Here is a 19,600-nt window from a genome sequence, read left to right as displayed (position 1 = left end):
CTGCCAACACGGCGCTTGAAGGGCTGTACCTGTCGAACGGCATGTATTGCACCCAGTGCGAGGCGGAAGGCTTCCGCAAGATCACCTACTACCCCGACCGCCCCGACGTGATGTCGACCTTCTCGGTCCGGATCAACGGGCCGCACGCGGTGCTGCTGTCCAACGGCAATCCGGTCGCGTCTGGCGAGGGTTGGGCCGAATGGCACGACCCGTGGCCCAAGCCCGCATACCTTTTTGCACTGGTGGCTGGAGAGCTGGTCGCCCATCGCGACAGCTTCACGACTATGGAGGGCCGCGAGGTCGACCTCGCCCTTTATGTTCGCCCCGGGGACGAGGGCAAATGCGCCTTTGGCATGCAGGCGCTGAAGGATTCGATGAAATGGGACGAGGATGTCTATGGCCGTGCCTATGACCTTGATGTCTTCAACATCGTGGCTGTGGACGATTTCAACATGGGCGCGATGGAGAACAAGGGGCTGAACATTTTTAATGCCTCTGCTGTGCTCGCCTCACCCGAAACCTCCACCGATGGCAATTTTGAGCGTATCGAAGCGATCATTGCGCACGAGTATTTCCACAACTGGACGGGCAACCGGATCACCTGTCGTGACTGGTTCCAGCTGTGTCTGAAAGAAGGACTTACCGTGTTCCGCGACAGCCAGTTCACCGCCGACATGCGGTCGGAACCGGTCAAACGGATCAGCGATGTGATTGATCTGCGTGCGCGCCAGTTCCCCGAGGATCAGGGGCCACTCGCCCACCCGGTGCGGCCCGAAAGTTTTCAGGAAATCAACAACTTCTACACCGCCACCGTCTATGAGAAGGGGTCGGAAGTGATCCGCATGCTCAAGACGCTGGTGGGCGATGAGGGATACAAGAAGGCCCTCGATCTGTATTTCGACCGCCACGATGGCGATGCCGCAACGATCGAAGACTGGCTGAAGGTGTTTGAGGATGCCACGGGCCGTGATCTGACCCAATTCAAGCGCTGGTATTCACAAGCCGGCACACCACGGGTTGCTGTCACGGACAGCTTTGAAAACGGCACCTACACGCTAACCTTCAAACAGCATACGCCACCGTCTTCCGCGACGCCTGACCCCGAAGCCCAAGTGATCCCGATTGCCGTCGGCCTGTTGGGTCCAAACGGGGACGAGGTGTTGCCCACCCAAGTGCTGGAACTGACCAAGGACAGCCAGAGCTTCAGCTTCCCCGGCTTGGGCGCCAAGCCTATCCCGTCGATCTTGCGTGGTTTTTCGGCGCCCATCGAGTTGGATCATGCGCCCGACCATGCGTTTCTGCTGGCCCACGACACCGACCCGTTCAACCGCTGGGAAGCCGCGCGCAACCTTGGCAAAGCGTCCCTGATTGGCACGGTCACAAAGGGCAGTGCGCCCGACGCCGCGTGGCTTGACGGGGTGGCGGGCTTGCTGATCGACGACACGCTCGACCCCGCCTATCGCGCCTATTGCCTTGCCCTGCCCGGTCAGTCGCAATTGGCCGCTGACTTGCACGCCGACGGCACAACCCCGGATCCTGATGCGATCTGGGAGGCCAATGAAAGCCACCGACAAGCGTTGGCGAAGCGTTTGGCGGACGCCCTGCCGGAGTTGTATACACGCCACCAGGTGAACGCCCCCTATGCCCCTGACGCAGAGCAATCCGGGCAGCGGTCTTTGGGGAATGCGGCGCTGTCTCTGCTCACACGGCTTGATGGCGGGGACATGGCACAGGCACAGTTCGACGGTGCCACCAATATGACCCAGCAACTGGCGGCCCTTGCCTACCTGATCCGCGCTGGCCGCGGCGATGCGGCCCTGGCCCAGTTCGAGGCGCAGTGGAAGCATGACCGACTGGTGATGGACAAATGGTTCGGATTGCAGGTGATGGAGGCCAAGCCGGATGATGCTGCCGATACGGCCAAGGCACTGACCAAGCACGCAGATTTCAACTGGAAGAACCCCAACCGCTTCCGTGCCACTCTTGGGGCGTTTGCCGCCCATCACGCCGGTTTCCATGCCAAGGACGGTTCGGGCTACACCCTGCTGGCGGACTGGTTGATCAAGCTTGATCCGGTGAACCCGCAAACCACGGCACGCATGTGCTCCGCCTTCCAAACATGGCGCCGCTATGATGCGATACGCCAATCGATGATCGGCAAGGAGTTGGAGCGCATCGCCTCGACCCCAAATCTGAGCCGCGACACAACCGAGATGATGACCCGTATTCGCGAAGGCTGATCCGTCTTCATCTTGCCAAGTAAACTTCGGGGGTCCGAGGGCAGAGCCCTTAGTCCTTACCTTAGAACCGAGCCGACAATGGACCTATACGACGCAACGATCCCATCTTTGAAACGGCTCACCGATGCGGTGCAGCGCCTTCTGGCCCGCCTTGGCGATCCCGCTCAGCTTGAGGCGCGACTGGCCTCCGACAGCTTTTCCGGGGCCGAGCATTTCTGCGTGGCCTTGGGCTATGTCGCGCGCACGGTCATGCCGTTGATGGGCGACGAGGTGCCCGAGATGCCGATGGACACTGATCCCGGCGCCATCCTTGCATTGGCCCATGACATGCGGTTCCTGCTGGATCAATTGGACCGCTCTGCGTTTGACGGGGCCGAAGCGCGCGAGATCACCCATGTTGCGGGCGAGGCAGAGCTGACGCAGTCGGGCCGCGATTACGCCGTGCTCTATGCACTGCCCAACGCCCAGTTTCACCTGACGCTTGCCTATGCCACCGTGCGGATGGCTGGCGCAAAGGTCGGCAAGGGCGATCTGGATGGGTTCCACATCTACAGTCCCGGCACCAGCTTCGTGTCTGACACCCCTCTGAACTGATTGAATTTGAAAGGTTATTCCATGTCCAAACGCCCTGTCTGCCTGATCACCGGCGCGTCCGCCGGTATTGGTGCCGCATGTGTCCGGCTTGGTGCCGCTGACTATGATTTCGTGCTGGCCTACCGATCCGATCTGGGCGGCGCAAACGCTGCAAAGACCGCCGTCGAAGCGGCGGGTGGCACAGCCATCACCGTGCAGGGGGACGTCGCTGATCCAGAGGACATCGCCCGCATCTATCAAGCCGCCGACGACGCCTTTGGCCGTGTGGACGTGCTGATCAACAATGCAGGGATCGTGGATCAGACGGCCAAGCTGACCGACATCGACCATGCGCGTCTGACACGCATGATGAATGTCAACGTGATCGGGGCAATGCTCGTGGCCAAGGAGGCGGTCACCCGGATGCAGGCGCAAGGGACAGGTGGTGTGATCATCAATGTCTCCTCTGCTGCAGCGCGTCTGGGGTCTGGCAATCAATATATTGACTATGCCGCGTCCAAGGCCGCCATCGACACCTTTACAAAGGGCCTGTCGGACGAGGTAGCACCCGATGGCATTCGCGTCATGTCAGTCCGTCCGGGCCTGATCGACACCGAGTTGCACGCCAAAGGGGGCGAGCCGGGGCGTGCACAGAAGCTGGCTCATATGGTGCCGATGCGCCGCGAAGGATCGGCCGAGGAAGTGGCCAAGGCGGTCCTCTGGCTCGCGTCAGACGGGGCGAGCTATGTCACAGGCTCGACCCTTGACGTCACCGGCGGGCGATGACGCCTTACCGCTACGAAACAACCGGACGCAACCGGCGGACGCTGGTTGCGCTGGTGGTCGTGTGGTCGTTGATCCTTGCGGCCATAGCTCTGCTTGACGCGTCGCTGATCCTGATGGCGCTGATCGCACTGTGCACGGCGCCCGCGCTCTATGACCTGATCTCCGGGCGCAGCGCGGGCCTTGCCTTGGCATCGGACGGGCTCAGCTGGTTTGCAGGTCGCCGTACCGGAGACATCGCGTGGGACAAGATCGACCATATCCGCCTCGATACCCGGCTCGATTTCTCGGTACGGGCCAGCGCGGTACTGACATCGGGTCGCAAAGTGCGTGTGCCGCTCGAAGCGACGCCGCCCGCAGATACATTCGAAACCGTGCTGACAGATCGGGGGATCACCGTGAAGCGGCACCATTTCTCGTTGCTGGGATGAGGTGGCTCGGCGCCCTCGCGGCAAACCTCTGGCTGGCGGCCTGCGCCGTGCAGGAGGCGGCCCTGCCCTCCGACCCGCTTCTACACGACCCAAAAGCCTTGGAACGCGCCGATAGCGTCGTGATCGGCATACCCGGCGCAATGACGTCGATCCGCGTGTTGCGCCCCATAGACGATCTGGAAACCAGGGACCGGGCAGTCGCCTATTTCCGCCTCCCGGGCTTTGACGGGCGACCGGCAGAGGAAAGTATCGTACTGGACCGTGCCGCGACACGCATTGCGCGCCTTGTCCAAACCCATGACCTGAAACGCATCGATCTGATCGGCCATTCCACCGGCGCCGTGATTGCACTGGAGGCAGCTAAGGACATCCGCGCAACCTCTCCTGATGTAGAGGTACATGTGACCGGCATTTCAACAGCCCTACCCGCGCCCCAGCCCGTTCTGGCGGGCCTGCGTGGTGCCGCTGGAACGGCTGCTGCCGCCGCCCGGGCCCGCAGCCTGAACCCGCGCAAGGTGTGGCTCGAATACTATCGCCGCCTCGCCTACGGCCCCGACGTCGAAACGCGCCCGGAAACGGTGGCGGCTGCAGACGCACTGGTCGCCGCCAATGACAGCCGCATCGAATTGCCGGAAAACGGGCTTTACCGGCGCCACACCCGTGACCTGCGGCGGTGGACAAACCCGGACCCGGAAGCATTGGCCGGAACGGACATTGCCTTCTATCATGGCGCTGTGGACCCGGTCTTTCCCCCGCGGCCGACACAACGCTTTGTCGATACGCTGCCCGAAGCGCGGGTGACTTTCATTAAGGGCCACGGCCACCTGATCCTGCTGACCTATCCGCAAGTCTGGGATCGCATCGCAAACAACCGGATCCACTCTTCTTCCGACTGAAAGTACCACAGAGCGCGAGGCAGAGCCTCGCACAAACGCAGCCACCGGAGGGGGCTGCAAAACATCATGTGCGCCCGAGAGGGCGCGCCGCCTAGTCGAGCGCCACCTTGCGCGCGGGTCGAGACACAGGGCGCACCGTATCTAGGGGCGCGCAATAGCGCTGGCGTTTCAGCCAACCGGACATGTCGGCACGTTTGGACGAGGATCTCATCGGCCCCCAGTCGGCCGCCACGCCCTTGCCGCCACGGCCATAGATCACCCCGTCCCGGGGAACGGTTGTGGCCATGATCCGCACAGCGCAACTGAGGTTCGCTGCCCCGTTTTTCAGCGCCTCACCCGTACCTACCGTGCAGCCGTAACCACGCGCCGTTGCGGGCAGTATCTGCAGAAGGCCGTACCACTTGCCGCCCCCTCCGACGGCGCGCGGTTTGTAGGTGCTTTCATACTTGGCAAGGGCCGACATGAACCCAAGCCAGAACGCGCGTCGGTCATCATCATTTGCATCCGGGTAGCGCGGACACCAATCCGCGATATCTGCAGGCACCAGGTCCACCAGCGGTTTGCCATGCCCCTTGAGCGCGGACAGGGTAGCGCGATTCCACAGAACGTAGTCCGGCTGATGCGTCCATCGGGTCCGTGGGACGTCCCCCGTTCGTGCGGGCGGGCGCAACCCGTCATAGGGATCGTTTTCCTCTCCCTTTGAAAGACTTGGAATCAGCAGGGCAGTGGCGAGGACAAGAAGTATGCGCAAACCAGACATGACGACAAATATGCGCGCTTGTTGCTGACGCTGTCTACCCGGCGCTTGGGCCAAAACCCGCGTTCTGTGGCCGCGTTGGCAACAATCTGCGTGCGTGCACTGCATTTGTAAAACCAGCGCGCAAATTGGCCCAAATTGACTGCAGACAAGGCGTGAACTTGTCCCGGCTTCGCCCCTTTTGTGACCCATTTTTCAGGCAGATTCGAACATGTAACGAGTAGTGGACAGGTAACTATGGCTTTTGCAGAACGCCTCAGGGCGCCATGGGCGCATATTCGCAACAAGTTTGCGACGACGCACATAACCATGGCTCCGGACGGCGTTCTGCAGGTGGGACCCGAAGCGCCCAAAAACGCCACCCCACCCCCACCCTCTTGCACCAATACAACAGGCGGAAAACTGTCGATCCCCTGCCCCAATCCAACGGCAGAGGAACACGCACGCGATACCCATCAAGCGCGCGGCCTGAAACTGGCACGTCTTGACGAATGGTCTCGGCTCACTGCCGAAGTCACCCGAACAGACAAAGCCAGGCAAAAGACTCTGGGCGGTACACCCGTTGCGGAGCTCTTGGCCTTTGGCGCACGGGCGGACGTGGTGGGCGCGGCTGAACATGCCCTGATTTCTGGGCGTCCAGATCCCGGTGCGCCTCTTCTGGCCGGCATCGAGGCGCTGGAGCGGGTTCTGGCGGACCATCCGACCAACTATGTTATCGCTACGATCGTAGCGCAGACGCATATGGATCTGGGATGGGCATGGCGCGGAACAGGTTGGGATGTCGAGGTACCTGTGCGCAATCGCGAGGCCTTTGCCGCACATTTCGACAGGGCAGCGGACATCCTCGTGGATTTCGATGCGAGAGAACATGCTTCGCCCCTGCTGGCTGCCGCACATTGTGCCTTGATCACCGGACAGGGCGGCGCAACGTCCAGAGTGGTATCCAACTACGAGACCTGGATTGATCTGGATCCCAAAAACCCACGCGCTTTTCGGGCCATGGGCACCCATTTGCTGCCGCGTTGGAGCGGGTCCTACACTCGTCTGGACATCGAAGCCCGGCGCGCCGCCGGTCACAGCTTTGATCTGTGGGGGTCCGGTGCCTATGCATGGGTGATGTTCGATGCCATCGCCCAAGACAGTCAGGCCTGCGCACGGCTTGATCTGGATTTCTTTCTGGATGGCCTCAATGACATTCTGAAACGCAGCCCGGATCAGCACAATATCAACCTTGTTGCGGCCTATTGCGCCAACACGATGGGTGCAGCCCCCACAGGAGATGACGAAACGGATTACATCCGCATTCAGATTGCCGCAGCCGCCGACGAGGTCGTGCGCGAATATCTGACCGAAGTGCATCCGATGGTCTGGGCCCACGCAGCGCGCGGGTTTGACAATGGATTGCGCGTGCGCTGCGCAGACCGGTTTGCCGCGTCAGGCCATGCGGATGCCCTGCGCTATCTGACACAACTGTTTCGCCGCGAGTTGGCATCGGGCAAGGACGTGGTCTTTACCGAAGACGGTCCCGAGCTTCAGTCCTTCGAGGCGCGCCGCGCAGCCCCCGAAAGGAGCGCGCGCGAGTAGACTTTGTGTGCACCGATGAGGCTGTGAAACACAGGGCCAAGTGTCAGCTTCCCGGACTTGGTACGTTGCGGGACCACGATGGATCCGAACCGCAGGCGATCCTCCGTCACCATCAACCAGGACATTGTGCGCCCCGCTTGGTCCGCCATCAGCAGCTCTGCCGGAGTGCGGCCTTCGACCTGCCACACGGCGAACCTGTCTGTTGTTCCCTTGGCGAGTGCCTCTGCCTCGGCATCCGTCGAGTTTTGCCGCGCCAGCAGCCGCAGGATCAGGCGTTCTGCCTTGAAGAGCGGTTGGGTGTAGAACGCCTTAATAAAGACGTCGAGTGACACCGGCGCTGTGACGGGCGTTTCAAAGCAATCGGTGTAGTGCGCCTCTTTTTCGGCATAGGGCGCGATGAGCGTGCCCTGCGGCACCGGGATTTCATCAATCTTCATGGCGACAGCTTGCATGCTCCGCACCATCTGCAAAGACGCCGCATCGTCGCGCCCTCTTGCGAGCCGTGCGGCAGCGCATTACACCGCGCGATAGCCCCTTGATGCAGATCGGTGAGACCATGCTTGACCTGACGTACGACCTTCCCACACCCAAGACCATTGCCGGAGCCAAGCACGATTGGGAACTGGTGATCGGGATGGAAGTCCACGCACAGGTGTCATCCAATGCCAAGCTGTTCTCGGGGGCGTCGACCAAGTTCGGCGCAGAACCCAATTCCAACGTCGCCTTCGTGGACGCGGCCATGCCCGGCATGTTGCCTGTCATCAACGAATACTGCGTGGAACAGGCGGTGCGCACAGGGCTGGGCCTGAAGGCCGAGATCAACCTGAATTCGGCCTTTGACCGCAAAAACTATTTCTATCCCGACCTGCCCCAAGGCTACCAGATTTCGCAGCTCTACCACCCAATCGTGGGTGAGGGCGAAGTGCTGGTCGAGCTTGGTGATGGGACTGCACGTCTGGTGCGCATCGAGCGTATCCACATGGAGCAGGACGCAGGCAAATCGATCCACGATATGGACCCGAACATGTCCTTCGTGGACCTGAACCGCACAGGCGTGTGCCTCATGGAAATCGTCAGCCGCCCCGACATTCGCGGACCCGAAGAGGCCGCCACCTATATTGCCAAGCTGCGCCAGATCATGCGCTATCTGGGCACCTGCGACGGCAACATGCAGAACGGCAACCTGCGCGCAGATGTGAACGTGTCGATCTGCCGCCCTGGCGACTACGAGAAGTACCAGGAAACGCAGGACTTTTCGCATCTGGGCACACGCTGTGAGATCAAGAACATGAACTCGATGCGCTTTATCCAGCAGGCCATCGAGGTCGAAGCACGGCGCCAGATCGCCATCGTTGAAGGTGGCGGCACCGTCGATCAGGAAACGCGTCTTTATGACCCCGACAAGGGTGAGACCCGGTCGATGCGCTCCAAGGAGGAAGCGCATGACTATCGCTATTTCCCCGATCCCGACCTGCTACCGCTTGAGATCGAACAGGCCTGGGTGGATGCCATTGCAGCCTCCCTGCCCGAGTTGCCGGACGCCAAGAAGGCGCGGTTCATGGGTGATTTCGGTCTGACTGATTATGACGCATCCGTGCTGACCGCAGACGTTGACACCGCTGCTTATTTCGAGGCCGTGGCCGAGGGCCGTGACGGGAAGCAGGCCGCAAACTGGACAATCAACGAGTTGTTTGGCCGTTTGAAGCGCGACGATGACAAAGGCATCACCGAAAGCCCCGTATCACCGGCCCAGCTGGGCGGGATCATCGACTTAATCGGCAAGGGCGACATCTCAGGCAAGATCGGCAAGGACCTGTTCGAGATCATCTATACCGAAGGCGGCGAACCGGCAGAGGTCGTCGAAGCACGCGGTATGAAGCAGGTGACCGACACCGGTGCCATCGAAGCCGCCGTGGATGAAGTGATTGCGGCGAACCCTGCGCAGGTCGAAAAAGCCAAGGAAAACCCGAAGCTTGCCGGTTGGTTCGTGGGGCAGGTGATGAAGGCGACGGGCGGAAAGGCGAACCCCAAGGCTGTGAACGAGATTGTCGCCAAGAAGCTGAACGGTTGAAATACTAGTTCAATCTGGGGGGCGGTTGAGAATTCTGATCTGCGCGTTCACTGCGATAATATCTAATGCGCGAGTGATCATGCCAAGGATACGGGTTTTCCATGGCATTGTAGCTTTCTTCCCATTCCTTCTTAGATGGGTCAGGTACCTCACTGTAAGTATTGCACTTGTAGCAATGCACCTGCAGTTCAACAGTACTTAGAATCGATGCAACGACGTGCCACTCATGGTCGCAAGTTTCCGCATCATCCGACAAAATATCTATTCTTTCAAAGAGATATGCAGTGGAAAGCCACGAAGTCGGGACTAAAAATGACAGTCTTGCAACCAGCTTTTTCATCACTGACCCTTCGCCAAAATTCCTGAATAGTGCATCATTCCAGAGCTGCACAGCGCAGCCTCAACCGTATTCCAGACATCACGCTCGACGTCGCTTGGTGCGATGTCGGCCACCGTTCGCGTCCCGTCGACATTTTCCACCAGCCCGGCTGCCTGCGCTGGGATATCGAAGTGGAACGCCTCGCCTGCGGTATCGACGGTCAGCCCATTGCCTTTGGTCAGATGCGTGGCAAGCGCCTTCGCGTCGAGGTCGCGCAGATGGGGGATCGCCTCAGCCTGCCCCATGGGTGGTGCAATCACCTGACCTTTGTGGCGTGCATAGGCCACATGCGTCTTGAATGTCCCGCGCAAGTCTTCGGCCAACTGCATGCGCGCGCAGCGCTCCATGTCGGGGACGCCGTCAAACAATGGCGCAGGATCATAAAGCTGTGGCTCAGGTGCGCCTGCATAGTCCAGGCCCGCGGCGCTCAGCGCAGCCCATAGTTCGGTGATCGTGAAGGGGCGATCCTGGCTGTGCAAAAGCAGGTCGTAAAACCCTGCGTCCCCGTTCTTGTGATCCACCAGACGCTGATTGCGCTTGAACGGGTGCGCATCGGGCAGACGGTCAAAGATGCGTTTGGCAGCTTTGAGTTGTTTCTCGGGCGGTAAGTCTTGCAGGAGCGCGTTGAAGGCGTCTTGCAAGGGGTAAACACCGGACCGTCCATGAGGGGCGTAGACCATAAGGCCAATCCCTCCGTCCGGCTTGAGGGCTCCGGCCAATGCATTGAATCCGGCCTGTGGATCCGGCAGGTGATGCAGCACCCCGCAGCAATCGATGTAGTCGAAGGGGCCATAGTGGCCCGCGTCCAGCAGCGACCCGGTGACAAAGGTGATATCACTGAGTTTGCGCACCTCGGCGCGTTTTTCGGCAATCCGGCGCGAGGCATGGGACAGGTCGAGATAGGTGATGTCGTAGGACCGTCCGGCATCCGTCAGCTTTTGTGCAAGCTGTATCAGCGCATCACCCGTCCCACCGCCAGCGACCAGAGCCTTGAGTGGCTGCGACCAGTCCCGCGTCCCGCCCCACAGCCAGTGATCCATTTCGACCGGCAACGACGGCGAGCCAGTGATCAGCCGTTTGCGTTCGTCCGTGGGTTTACGCTCGGGGTAAGGGAACGCCTCGTATTGTGCGCGCACGGTGTCGGTCATGGCATATCCATTCAAACAATGGTTTTCAGCTTTACCACCCCTGCCCGCGCATGCAATCCGGTGGGACGCGCCAGCAGGAGTTCACATGCAAGCCCCGTTTCAATCGACCGTTATGACGGTCAAACCTGAATGGATCGACTTTAACGGTCACCTGAATATGGCCTATTACGGCGTGCTGTTCGACATGGGCGCTGACCAGATGTTTGACCATTTCGGGTTTGGGCCAGATTACCAGTCGCGCACCGGCAACACGACCTATGCGGCCGAGTTCCACGTCCGCTATATCCGCGAACTGCACGTAAACGACCCGGTGATTGTCACCTACCACCTTGTGGATTTCGATGAAAAGCGGCTGCATTCCTTTCAGGAGCTGCGCCACGCCGATGGCTGGCTTGCAGCGACAGGCGAGACGATGACACTGCATGTGGACCAATCAGGACCTCGCGTGGCACCGATGCCCGGTGACGTGCTTGCACGGGTAAAGGATGTGGCCGAGGCGCATGCCGCGCTGAACAAACCAGAGGGTGTGCATGCTAGCATCGGTATTCGCCGCAGCTGAGCAACGGGCTTTTCACCCGGGACCCTGCCGGATATATCCGCGCGAAACATGACGAAGGGACGGATCGTGTCAGGTTGGGAATACAAGGTCGTGCCCGCCCCCACCAAGGGCGTGAAAAGCAAGGGCGTAAAAGGTCCGGAAGCGCGGTTTGCGCATGCGCTTGAGTCGATGATGAACGATATGGGCCGTGAGGGTTGGGAGTTTCAGCGCGCGGAAACGCTGCCGTCGATCGAACGGTCTGGCCTGACCGGGAGCACAACGGAATGGCGCAACCTTCTGGTCTTTCGCCGTGTGGTCAGCGATCCGATTGACGAGTTCGAACCCGAACTGCTGCCGCCACCTGCCGACACCACGGAGAGTGAAGCCAAGTCGGCGGATTTTGACGTGGAAGCCGGTGAATCGGATGCGACATTTTCGCCCGGTGAAGGCGCCACTCAGATGGCATCCGACAACGGCGTTGAAGAAACAAGCCCGGTGTCCGGCATGACCACGTCCCTCAAGAACCTGGCAAGTCAGCGCAACAATATCGATGCAAAGGATTAGGGACGGTCAGACGTCCAGATCCAGCGCCAGAGCGTGAATGCGCCCAATCAGGTCAGCCCCAAGTGCGGCATGAACAGCGCGGTGACGCGCGACGCGGTTTTTTCCTTCAAAAACAGAACTTCGCAGCATGACATTGAAGTGACTTTGACCCGCAGCCGGTGCCCCGGCGTGGCCGGCATGGCTGGCACTGTCATCGACCACGACAACCTCGCGCGGATTGAACGCGGCACGCAGCTTGTCTTCAATTTCTTGCCGAACGGTCATTTCACCTGACATTTTTTTACTGCACCCCCTTCAATCTCTCCACTCAGACTCTAAACTTGTGGGCCTGAGTCGGAAAGGACCCCTCCATGCCTAAACCTGATCCTTTTGGTTTTGATATGTCCGTGTCTTCTGCGAAGAAGAAAAATCCTCGCGGACGGAGGGGTATGTCCGGCGCGTCAGAGACATCGACGCGCATCTGCGATCACGAAGGCTGCAACGAGCCGGGCAAGTTTCGCGCGCCCAAAGCGCCGGACGTGCTGGATGATTTCTATTGGTTCTGCCAGCAGCACGTGCGCGAGTATAACACCAAGTGGAATTTCTTTGACGGCACGACCGAGGCCGAGATCAACGCACAGCAGTCCAAAGACAAGGTGTGGGAGCGCCAGACCAAGCCGATGGGCGACCCCGAGGCGCGCGCTTGGGCACGTCTGGGCATCGAAGACCCGCATCAGGTTTTGGGCAAGAACGCGACGCAGAACCCCGGTCGTGGCGGCTCAGCCGCCTCGCGTCGCCTGCCGCCCACCGAAAAGCGTGCCATCGAGATTCTGGAAGCAAGCGCAGACGCGACAAAAGCCGAGGTGCGCAAGGCCTACAAGGCGCTGATCAAAGTGCTGCACCCCGACATGAATGGCGGCGATCGGAGCCAGGAAGAGCAGCTGCAGGAGGTTGTCTGGGCTTGGGATCAGATTAAAGACAGCAGGAATTTCAAATAGATACCTGCCTTTCCAAACGCAGAACGACGTGAACCAGCGCCGCCGACAGTGCCCAGACGGCGGCGACAACCCAACTGGTCGTGATGCCATCGCCAACGGCCAAAAGGCCCAGGGGCGCGGCCTCTGTCATAGCCGTGACGACACTCCCGGCAACGCCATAACGCATATCAATTCCTGACAAGCCAAACGGCACTGCAGCGATGACGGCCCCCAGTGCAGTGGCAACTGGCCATGCCAGAATACAGATTGATACCCCTATCAAGCCGCCGCGACCCAAAGCGCCGGCCAAGACGGCGCCTGCGCAAGCGGCACCGAAAACAGCTGCCAAGGTCAGAAGCCATGTTGGTGGCAAGAAGCGCGCCAAATCGCCACCCCACAGGCTCATCGCTTGCGCTGTTGCGCCGCCGCCTGTGCCGGTCAGGATGGCGCTGTGCATTCGAATGGTGGGTTGGATAAAGTGCGTCACGATCAGGTTCCTTTGTTGATGACCCCAATATGACGATGGATTGTGCAGAGACTGATCGGTTGCTTGTGCAGGCCTTGCGCAATTTCGTGGGCTGCACGGCGCCCTTCCCCTTGCCCTTTCCCGCCATATGTTGCACCACCAACAGCGCGCCCATCCGGGGCGCGTTTTCTATGCTGAAGGACAATTTGAGATGGCGGACGGTGGAATGGACATCAATGCGAAACCAACCGAGGAAATCTCGGTCCGTGAAGTGTTTGGCATTGATACGGACATGGTGGTCAAGGGCTTTGCCGACCGCAGCGACCGCGTGCCGGAACTGGACAGCACCTACAAGTTTGATCCCGACACGACATTGGCGATCCTTGCAGGGTTTTCCCACAACCGCCGTGTGATGATTCAAGGCTATCACGGGACGGGCAAGTCGACGCATATCGAACAGGTGGCATCGCGCCTGAACTGGCCTGCGGTCCGTGTGAACCTTGACAGCCATATCTCGCGGATTGACCTGATCGGCAAGGATGCAATCAAGTTGAAGGACGGCAAGCAAGTCACTGATTTCCAAGAGGGTATCCTGCCGTGGGCTCTGCGCAATCCGACCGCCATCGTGTTTGACGAATACGATGCAGGCCGCGCCGACGTGATGTTCGTGATCCAGCGTGTGCTGGAGGTGGATGGCAAACTAACGCTTCTTGACCAGAATCAGGTGATCAATCCGCACCCCTACTTCCGTATCTTTGCGACGGCCAACACGGTCGGTCTGGGCGACACCACGGGCCTCTACCACGGAACGCAGCAGATCAACCAAGGCCAGATGGACCGCTGGTCGCTGGTGGCGACACTGAACTACCTGTCAATTGATGCGGAAACAGCGATCGTGCTTGCCAAAAACCCGCACTACAACACGGCGGAGGGCCGCAAGACAGTCAAACAGATGGTGACCGTAGCTGACCTGACCCGCACCGCATTTATGAACGGTGACTTGTCGACCGTGATGTCACCTCGGACCGTCATTTCCTGGGCGCAGAACGCCGAGATTTTCCGCAACGTGGGCTATGCGTTCCGCCTGTCCTTCCTGAACAAGTGTGATGAGTTGGAGCGTCAGACAGTGGCCGAGTTCTACCAGCGTTTGTTCGACGAGGAACTTCCGGAGAGCGCGGCGAGTGTGAGCTTGGGGTAAGCCAAAGGAGGCACGATGCATATCGGCCTGATCGGCGGCATTGGTCCCGCGGCAACCGTTGTATATTACCAACGCCTGACCGATGCGATGCGGGAGCTGAAGGCGCCTTTGGACCTGACGATTGTAAACACCGAGGCGTCAACGCTGCTGGAAAACAATCTGGCAGGGAATACGGAAGCGCAGGCGCAGATTTACGCAGGCCTCATCGAACGGTTGAAAGCAGCGAGTGCGGACTGTGCTGCTATCACCTCTCTCGGCGGGCACTTCTGCTTTGAGGAAACTGTTGCACTGTCTGCGTTGCCACTGGTCAGCGCTGTTAGCCCGCTTGACGCTTTTTTCGTTGCACAAGGCTTTGAGACCGTCGGTTTGCTGGGAACGGGTGTCGTGATGCGGACGCAACTATATGGTCAACTTGCGCAGACCAAGGCGGTTGCACCTCAAGATATCGACGGTGTTGGAACGGCATATACCGAAATGGCCCTTGCTGGCCGCTGCACAGACGCTCAGCGCGCTTTCTTCATCGAAGAGGGCCGCAAGCTGGTTGACGCAGGCGCACAGGCTGTCGTTCTGGCGGGAACCGACCTGAATCTGGTTTTTGACGGGCGCGACGTGGGCTATAAAGTCATCGACGCGCTTGATATCCATGTGGATGTGCTGGTTGCCCTCGCAACCGGGCGCGCCACCCTGTCTGACCATTCTGTAGGCGGTTCTGCATGAGCACCCAAAACGACAACCCCGCCGATCCGTTCAAGAAGGCCCTCGCCGAAGCCACCAAGGTCATGGCGAATGATCCCGAGTTGAACGTCTCTTACTCCGTCGATCCAGCGGGTGTTTCGGGCGATTCCATGCGGTTGCCACAGGTGTCGCGCCGCATGACGCGCGAAGAGGTGCTTTTGGCCCGCGGGACCGCTGACGCATTGGCCCTGCATCGCCGGTATCACAACGGGCAGACACATGCGCGCTACTCTCCCCAGGGCGAGATGGCACGGGACCTTTACGAAGCCATGGAGACGGCCCGGTGCGAGGCGATGGGTGCGCGGGATATGCCGGGCACGGCTGGCAACATTGATGCCAAGATTGCCAATGAAGCGCTGCGCAAGGGCTACGATCAGTGCAAGCAAGCCTCGGATGTGCCGTTGGCCGCGGCGGCAGGTTATCTGGTGCGCCATTTGGCAACCGGTCGCCCTCTGCCCGCCGGTGCCGAGAACGCGATGGAGCTGTGGCGCGGGTTTATCGAGGATCAGGCGGGCGGGACGCTTGAAAACCTTGGCGACATTCTGGACGACCAAACCGCCTTTGCCCGTTTTGCAAGGCAGGTGATCACCGATCTGGGCTATGGCGATCAGCTTGGGGATGATCCTGACCAGCTGGACGAAGACATGGAAGACGAGGCCGAGGAAGGTCAGGAAGAAGAACAAGAGCCCGACAGCACCGGTCAGGATGATCAGGACGAGGAAAACGCTGAAGGCACGCCCGAAAGCTCTCAGGATGAGACGCAGGATGCGTCCGAGGCCCAGGTCTCTATGGACGATATGGCCGATCAGGAGCTGGGCGAAGAGGCGGAGATGCCCGAAGGCGAAGCGCCCCTGGAGCCCCCTGCCCCTCAGCCTGTGTCTGAGGCTGATCCGGACTACCAGGTCTATCTGGATGCGCATGACGAGGAAATCGGTGCCGAAGAACTGGCCGAACCCGTCGAGTTGGAGCGGTTACGCGCCTATTTGGATCAGCAGTTGGAGCCGTTGAAAGGCGCCGTCTCGCGGCTGGCCAACAAGTTGCAGCGGCGTTTGCAAGCCCAGCAGAACCGGAGTTGGGAGTTCGACCGCGAGGAAGGGATGCTGGATGCGGGGCGTTTGGCCCGCGTCGTGGCGAACCCAACAACGCCCCTGTCGTTCAAGGTCGAAAAGGATACTGAGTTCCGCGATACTGTCGTGACGCTGCTGCTCGACAACTCCGGATCCATGCGGGGGCGGCCTATTTCGATTGCCGCGATCTGCGCCGACGTTCTGGCGCGCACGCTTGAGCGGTGCAATGTGAAGGTTGAGATTCTTGGCTTCACCACCCGCGCGTGGAAGGGCGGCCTTGCCCGTGAGGCGTGGCTGAATGATGGCCGCCCCAGCCAGCCTGGACGGCTGAACGACCTGCGCCACATCATCTACAAGTCCGCCGATGCGCCCTGGCGCCGGACGCGGCCCAACCTGGGGCTGATGATGAAGGAAGGGCTGCTGAAGGAAAACATCGACGGGGAAGCGTTGGAATGGGCGCATCGCCGGATGGCAGGGCGGCCCGAGGCGCGCAAAATCCTGATGGTGATTTCCGACGGTGCGCCGGTTGATGACAGCACCCTGTCCGTGAACCCGGCCAACTATCTGGAAAAACATCTGCGGGATGTGATTGCGATGGTGGAACGGAAGAAGGCCGTTGAATTGTTGGCCATCGGGATCGGGCATGACGTGACCCGCTATTATGACCGCGCTGTGACGATCACGGATGTGGAGCAGCTGGCCGGTGCCATGACCGAGCAATTGGCGGCGTTGTTTGACAGTGATCCACGGGCGCGGGCGCGTGTCATGGGGATGAAGCGCGCAAGTTAACCCCCTGACGTCATGGCGCGGACATAGGCCAATATGAGCTGCCAATAGATCAGCGCTACAACAACCTGAATGGCGACGAATACGCCAATTCCGGCCCAAAACCGAAGGCGGGATGCCTCGGGGTACAAGCCCCGCAAGTTAGCTAAGATGGTCAGAACAACCATCAGCCCCCCGACATCGGCGATCAGCCGCCAGATCCGGATCTTTCGGTAGGTTTCCTGACTGGGAACCACCTCGGGGTCAAACATCACAGCTGCCGGGATCTGAAGGAGAGTGCGAACCAGATAGCTGGCGCCGAACAATGCCGCGAGCATGAAATAGGTGCGCTCATCTCGAAATGCGCGATGGGCGTCGTTCGTCCAGACCCAGATGCTCGGGAACAACACAAAAAATAGAGAGCAGGATAGACAGTGCCAGCAGGATATCGGCCACGACCGGCGTATGCAAAACCTCCAAGATGCCAAGATCTGCACGCGTTCCCGCAGATCGCATCGAAACCGCATCCACTTGCATCCGCGCCATCAAGCGATACAGGCCTGCCCCCCAAAACAAAATGGCGATTGCAGCCACGGGCACGTAGTGCTTTTCCTTACGGAAAAACTCCAACGGTTCGCCGAGATACACAAGGAACGTTCAGATTGGGCTAAAGGTGAAGTTAAATAGAGACTTAACAAGTGGGGTCAAAAATCACTCGAAATGAATTGTTGTTTGCGGCTGGAACCTCAGTGCCGCACAAGTACCATACCCGAAGTGAGGCAAGAGGAAATGCGGACATGTTCCAATCTTTTGAAGTAACCGCACGCCCCGAACAGGGTCCCCCGCGCCTGGCAGCTTTGCGTGTCGAGCTGGAATCTGATGGGTTTGATGGCTTCTTAGTTCCTCGCGCCGACGCCCATCAGGGCGAGTATGTCTCGGCCCGGGATGAGCGGTTGGCGTGGCTGACCGGGTTTACCGGTTCAGCCGGGTTTTGTGCCGCGTTGCGTGATATCGCGGGTGTGTTCATTGACGGACGGTATCGGACGCAAGTGAAGGCGCAAGTCGCTTCGGACTATACCCCTGTGCCCTGGCCTGACGTGTCCCTGGCAAGCTGGTTGAAAGATCAATTGCCCAAGGGCGGCAAGGTCGGTTTTGACCCGTGGCTTCATACGCCCGGGCAGATTGCGCAGGAGGAGGACGGGTTGAAAGGAACGGGCATTGAGCTCGTTCAGCGCGACAACCTTGTGGACCGCATCTGGGATGATCAGCCTGCGCCTGCAGCAGAACCGGCCAAGGTGCACCCGCTCGATTTTGCGGGCGAGTCCCACGACGACAAGCGGGCACAGTTGGCCCAGGCATTGTCGGATGCGGGCGCGCGGTCAGCAATCATCACCCTACCCGACAGCCTGTGCTGGCTGTTGAATATCCGTGGCTCCGACATTCCCCGCAATCCGATTGCTCAAGGCTTTGCCATTCTGCACGCCTCGGGCGCGGTGGATCTGTTTATGGATGCCGCCAAGCTGGTCGAGATACGCGAACATCTTGGGGATGATGTGACCTGCCATGCGCCTGATACTTTCCTAGATAGGCTTACCGATCTGGAAGGTCCGGTGCGTCTTGATAAGTCTTCGGTTCCCGTCATTGTGGCCGATGCCATAGGGGACCGGGTGCAGTGGGGCGAAGACCCCTGTGCCCTGCCCAAAGCGTGCAAGAATGCCGCCGAGATCGCGGGCAGTGCCGAAGCGCATCTGCGCGATGGTGCGGCGGTCGTCGAGCTGTTGGCCTGGCTGGACAGGCAGGCCCCCGGCAGCTTGCGCGAAACGCAGGTTGTCACGCAGCTGGAACAGTATCGTCGGCGCGACAACGCGCTGCAGGACATCAGTTTCGAAACCATTGCGGGCACAGGCCCGAATGGTGCCATCATGCACTACCGCGTGACCGAAGAGACGGACAGCACCCTTGAGGAAGGTCATCTGATCGTTCTGGACAGCGGTGGCCAATATCTGGACGGCACCACGGACATCACGCGCACCATCGCGATTGGTACGCCTCCTGACGAGGCGCGTGCCGCCTTTACCCGTGTGTTGCTGGGTATGATCGGCATGTCGCGCCTGATCTGGCCGGTTGGGCTGGCCGGGCGGGATATCGAGGCGATTGGCCGGGCACCGCTGTGGTACGCGCACCAGGACTTTGATCATGGGCTGGGTCATGGTGTCGGTGCCTATCTTTCTGTGCACGAGGGGCCGCAGCGCCTGAGCCGTATCAGCACTGTGCCGCTCAAGCCCGGCATGATCCTGTCGAACGAGCCGGGATATTACCGGGAAGGTGAATTTGGCATTCGGATCGAGAACCTGATCGTCGTCGAAAATGCAGAGTGTCCGCCCGGCGGCGACACCCATCGCGAGATGCTGAGCTGGCGCACATTGACCTTCGCCCCCATTGATCGGCG

20 protein-coding genes are annotated in these 19,600 nt (G+C 60.1%); 14 read left to right on the top strand and 6 right to left on the bottom strand.

The window, feature by feature from the left end; all coding sequences use genetic code 11:
* The 5 genes from pepN to AC6RA8_RS14280 all read left to right on the top strand — a co-directional run.
* Positions 1-2,240, top strand: a 2,240-nt coding sequence (pepN, locus tag AC6RA8_RS14300; protein ID WP_500353409.1) for an aminopeptidase N, incomplete at its 5' end; no start/stop codon positions are given.
* A 78-nt stretch (positions 2,241-2,318) separates the two neighbouring features.
* Entirely contained in the window at positions 2,319-2,834 is a 516-nt protein-coding gene (locus AC6RA8_RS14295; RefSeq protein WP_500353408.1) for a DUF1993 family protein, read from the top strand.
* A gap of 21 nt (positions 2,835-2,855) precedes the next feature.
* Positions 2,856-3,599: an SDR family oxidoreductase gene (locus AC6RA8_RS14290; RefSeq protein WP_500353407.1), complete on the top strand. Its 744-nt coding sequence runs from the start codon at positions 2,856-2,858 to the stop codon at positions 3,597-3,599.
* Entirely contained in the window at positions 3,596-4,027 is a 432-nt protein-coding gene (locus AC6RA8_RS14285) for a hypothetical protein (protein WP_500353406.1), read from the top strand. The genes AC6RA8_RS14290 and AC6RA8_RS14285 overlap by 4 nt, the downstream gene beginning before the upstream one ends.
* Entirely contained in the window at positions 4,024-4,923 is a 900-nt protein-coding gene (locus tag AC6RA8_RS14280) for an alpha/beta fold hydrolase (RefSeq protein WP_500353405.1), read from the top strand. The genes AC6RA8_RS14285 and AC6RA8_RS14280 overlap by 4 nt, the downstream gene beginning before the upstream one ends.
* A 91-nt stretch (positions 4,924-5,014) precedes the next feature.
* Here the strand turns inward: AC6RA8_RS14280 and AC6RA8_RS14275 are convergent, their stop codons facing one another.
* The gene (locus tag AC6RA8_RS14275) at positions 5,015-5,674 is read right to left on the bottom strand and encodes a transglycosylase SLT domain-containing protein (RefSeq protein WP_500353410.1); all 660 of its coding nucleotides are present in this window, start codon (positions 5,672-5,674) and stop codon (positions 5,015-5,017) included.
* A gap of 243 nt (positions 5,675-5,917) precedes the next feature.
* Between AC6RA8_RS14275 and AC6RA8_RS14270 the strand changes: the two genes are divergently transcribed.
* A complete protein-coding gene (locus AC6RA8_RS14270) occupies positions 5,918-7,264 on the top strand; it encodes a hypothetical protein (RefSeq protein ID WP_500353404.1) in 1,347 nt (448 codons plus the stop codon).
* Here AC6RA8_RS14270 and AC6RA8_RS14265 read toward each other — a convergent pair.
* A complete protein-coding gene (locus AC6RA8_RS14265; RefSeq protein WP_500353403.1) occupies positions 7,213-7,716 on the bottom strand; it encodes a hypothetical protein in 504 nt (167 codons plus the stop codon). The two genes, AC6RA8_RS14270 and AC6RA8_RS14265, sit on opposite strands and share 52 nt — an antisense overlap.
* A gap of 104 nt (positions 7,717-7,820) precedes the next feature.
* On the opposite strand from AC6RA8_RS14265, the gene gatB reads away from it, so the two are divergent.
* Entirely contained in the window at positions 7,821-9,335 is a 1,515-nt protein-coding gene (gene gatB / locus AC6RA8_RS14260; protein WP_500353402.1) for an Asp-tRNA(Asn)/Glu-tRNA(Gln) amidotransferase subunit GatB, read from the top strand.
* A gap of 339 nt (positions 9,336-9,674) precedes the next feature.
* Here gatB and AC6RA8_RS14255 read toward each other — a convergent pair whose 3' ends face one another.
* On the bottom strand, positions 9,675-10,862 hold the full coding sequence (locus AC6RA8_RS14255) for a class I SAM-dependent methyltransferase (protein WP_500353401.1): 1,188 nt from the start codon (positions 10,860-10,862) through the stop codon (positions 9,675-9,677).
* Between the two features lie 85 nt (positions 10,863-10,947).
* Between AC6RA8_RS14255 and AC6RA8_RS14250 the strand changes: the two genes are divergently transcribed.
* Complete coding sequence (locus tag AC6RA8_RS14250) at positions 10,948-11,421, top strand: thioesterase family protein (protein WP_500353400.1); 474 nt, start codon at positions 10,948-10,950, stop codon at positions 11,419-11,421.
* Positions 11,422-11,469: 48 nt separating this feature from the next.
* Positions 11,470-11,964: a DUF4177 domain-containing protein gene (locus tag AC6RA8_RS14245; RefSeq protein ID WP_500353399.1), complete on the top strand. Its 495-nt coding sequence runs from the start codon at positions 11,470-11,472 to the stop codon at positions 11,962-11,964.
* Positions 11,965-11,970: 6 nt separating this feature from the next.
* On the opposite strand, the gene AC6RA8_RS14240 is transcribed toward AC6RA8_RS14245, so the two are convergent.
* Positions 11,971-12,228: a BolA family protein gene (locus AC6RA8_RS14240; protein ID WP_500353398.1), complete on the bottom strand. Its 258-nt coding sequence runs from the start codon at positions 12,226-12,228 to the stop codon at positions 11,971-11,973.
* An 86-nt stretch (positions 12,229-12,314) separates the two neighbouring features.
* Between AC6RA8_RS14240 and AC6RA8_RS14235 the strand changes: the two genes are divergently transcribed.
* Entirely contained in the window at positions 12,315-12,941 is a 627-nt protein-coding gene (locus tag AC6RA8_RS14235) for a J domain-containing protein (RefSeq protein ID WP_500353397.1), read from the top strand.
* On the opposite strand, the gene AC6RA8_RS14230 is transcribed toward AC6RA8_RS14235, so the two are convergent.
* A complete protein-coding gene (locus AC6RA8_RS14230; protein ID WP_500353396.1) occupies positions 12,934-13,407 on the bottom strand; it encodes a hypothetical protein in 474 nt (157 codons plus the stop codon). The genes AC6RA8_RS14235 and AC6RA8_RS14230 overlap by 8 nt on opposite strands.
* Before the next feature lie 190 nt (positions 13,408-13,597).
* Here AC6RA8_RS14230 and cobS point away from each other — a divergent pair, with 190 nt between their 5' ends.
* Genes cobS through cobT form a run of 3 tightly spaced genes read left to right on the top strand, consistent with a single transcriptional unit; the run spans position 13,598 to position 17,175 of the window.
* Entirely contained in the window at positions 13,598-14,584 is a 987-nt protein-coding gene (gene cobS / locus AC6RA8_RS14225; RefSeq protein ID WP_500353395.1) for a cobaltochelatase subunit CobS, read from the top strand.
* Positions 14,585-14,599: 15 nt separating this feature from the next.
* Positions 14,600-15,301, top strand: a complete 702-nt coding sequence (locus tag AC6RA8_RS14220; RefSeq protein ID WP_500353394.1) for an aspartate/glutamate racemase family protein — start codon at positions 14,600-14,602, stop codon at positions 15,299-15,301.
* Positions 15,298-17,175, top strand: coding sequence for a cobaltochelatase subunit CobT (gene cobT / locus AC6RA8_RS14215; protein ID WP_500353393.1), 1,878 nt, complete (start codon positions 15,298-15,300; stop codon positions 17,173-17,175). Before AC6RA8_RS14220 ends, cobT begins: the two co-directional genes overlap by 4 nt.
* On the opposite strand, the gene AC6RA8_RS14210 is transcribed toward cobT, so the two are convergent.
* Positions 17,172-17,558, bottom strand: a complete 387-nt coding sequence (locus AC6RA8_RS14210; protein WP_500353392.1) for a hypothetical protein — start codon at positions 17,556-17,558, stop codon at positions 17,172-17,174. The genes cobT and AC6RA8_RS14210 overlap by 4 nt on opposite strands.
* A 390-nt stretch (positions 17,559-17,948) precedes the next feature.
* Here AC6RA8_RS14210 and AC6RA8_RS14205 point away from each other — a divergent pair.
* Positions 17,949-19,600: M24B family metallopeptidase (locus AC6RA8_RS14205; protein ID WP_500353391.1), on the top strand; the 1,652-nt coding region annotated here is incomplete at its 3' end.

Source organism: Tateyamaria sp., from assembly GCF_059783535.1.
This window is presented reverse-complemented; position numbering and strand designations above follow the sequence as displayed.

What these genes read in the sequence shown, in the direction of transcription:
- AC6RA8_RS14270 (WP_500353404.1), top strand. Translation starts at nt 5,918, where the DNA reads ATGGCTTTTGCAGAACGCCTCAGGGCGCCATGGGCGCATATTCGCAAC.
- AC6RA8_RS14295 (WP_500353408.1), top strand. Translation starts at nt 2,319, where the DNA reads ATGGACCTATACGACGCAACGATCCCATCTTTGAAACGGCTCACCGAT.
- AC6RA8_RS14220 (WP_500353394.1), top strand. Translation starts at nt 14,600, where the DNA reads ATGCATATCGGCCTGATCGGCGGCATTGGTCCCGCGGCAACCGTTGTA.
- AC6RA8_RS14250 (WP_500353400.1), top strand. Translation starts at nt 10,948, where the DNA reads ATGCAAGCCCCGTTTCAATCGACCGTTATGACGGTCAAACCTGAATGG.
- AC6RA8_RS14265 (WP_500353403.1), bottom strand. Translation starts at nt 7,716, where the DNA reads ATGCAAGCTGTCGCCATGAAGATTGATGAAATCCCGGTGCCGCAGGGC.
- AC6RA8_RS14290 (WP_500353407.1), top strand. Translation starts at nt 2,856, where the DNA reads ATGTCCAAACGCCCTGTCTGCCTGATCACCGGCGCGTCCGCCGGTATT.
- AC6RA8_RS14255 (WP_500353401.1), bottom strand. Translation starts at nt 10,862, where the DNA reads ATGACCGACACCGTGCGCGCACAATACGAGGCGTTCCCTTACCCCGAG.
- AC6RA8_RS14285 (WP_500353406.1), top strand. Translation starts at nt 3,596, where the DNA reads ATGACGCCTTACCGCTACGAAACAACCGGACGCAACCGGCGGACGCTG.
- gatB (WP_500353402.1), top strand. Translation starts at nt 7,821, where the DNA reads ATGCTTGACCTGACGTACGACCTTCCCACACCCAAGACCATTGCCGGA.
- AC6RA8_RS14280 (WP_500353405.1), top strand. Translation starts at nt 4,024, where the DNA reads ATGAGGTGGCTCGGCGCCCTCGCGGCAAACCTCTGGCTGGCGGCCTGC.
- cobS (WP_500353395.1), top strand. Translation starts at nt 13,598, where the DNA reads ATGGCGGACGGTGGAATGGACATCAATGCGAAACCAACCGAGGAAATC.
- AC6RA8_RS14245 (WP_500353399.1), top strand. Translation starts at nt 11,470, where the DNA reads ATGACGAAGGGACGGATCGTGTCAGGTTGGGAATACAAGGTCGTGCCC.
- cobT (WP_500353393.1), top strand. Translation starts at nt 15,298, where the DNA reads ATGAGCACCCAAAACGACAACCCCGCCGATCCGTTCAAGAAGGCCCTC.
- AC6RA8_RS14235 (WP_500353397.1), top strand. Translation starts at nt 12,315, where the DNA reads ATGCCTAAACCTGATCCTTTTGGTTTTGATATGTCCGTGTCTTCTGCG.
- AC6RA8_RS14240 (WP_500353398.1), bottom strand. Translation starts at nt 12,228, where the DNA reads ATGACCGTTCGGCAAGAAATTGAAGACAAGCTGCGTGCCGCGTTCAAT.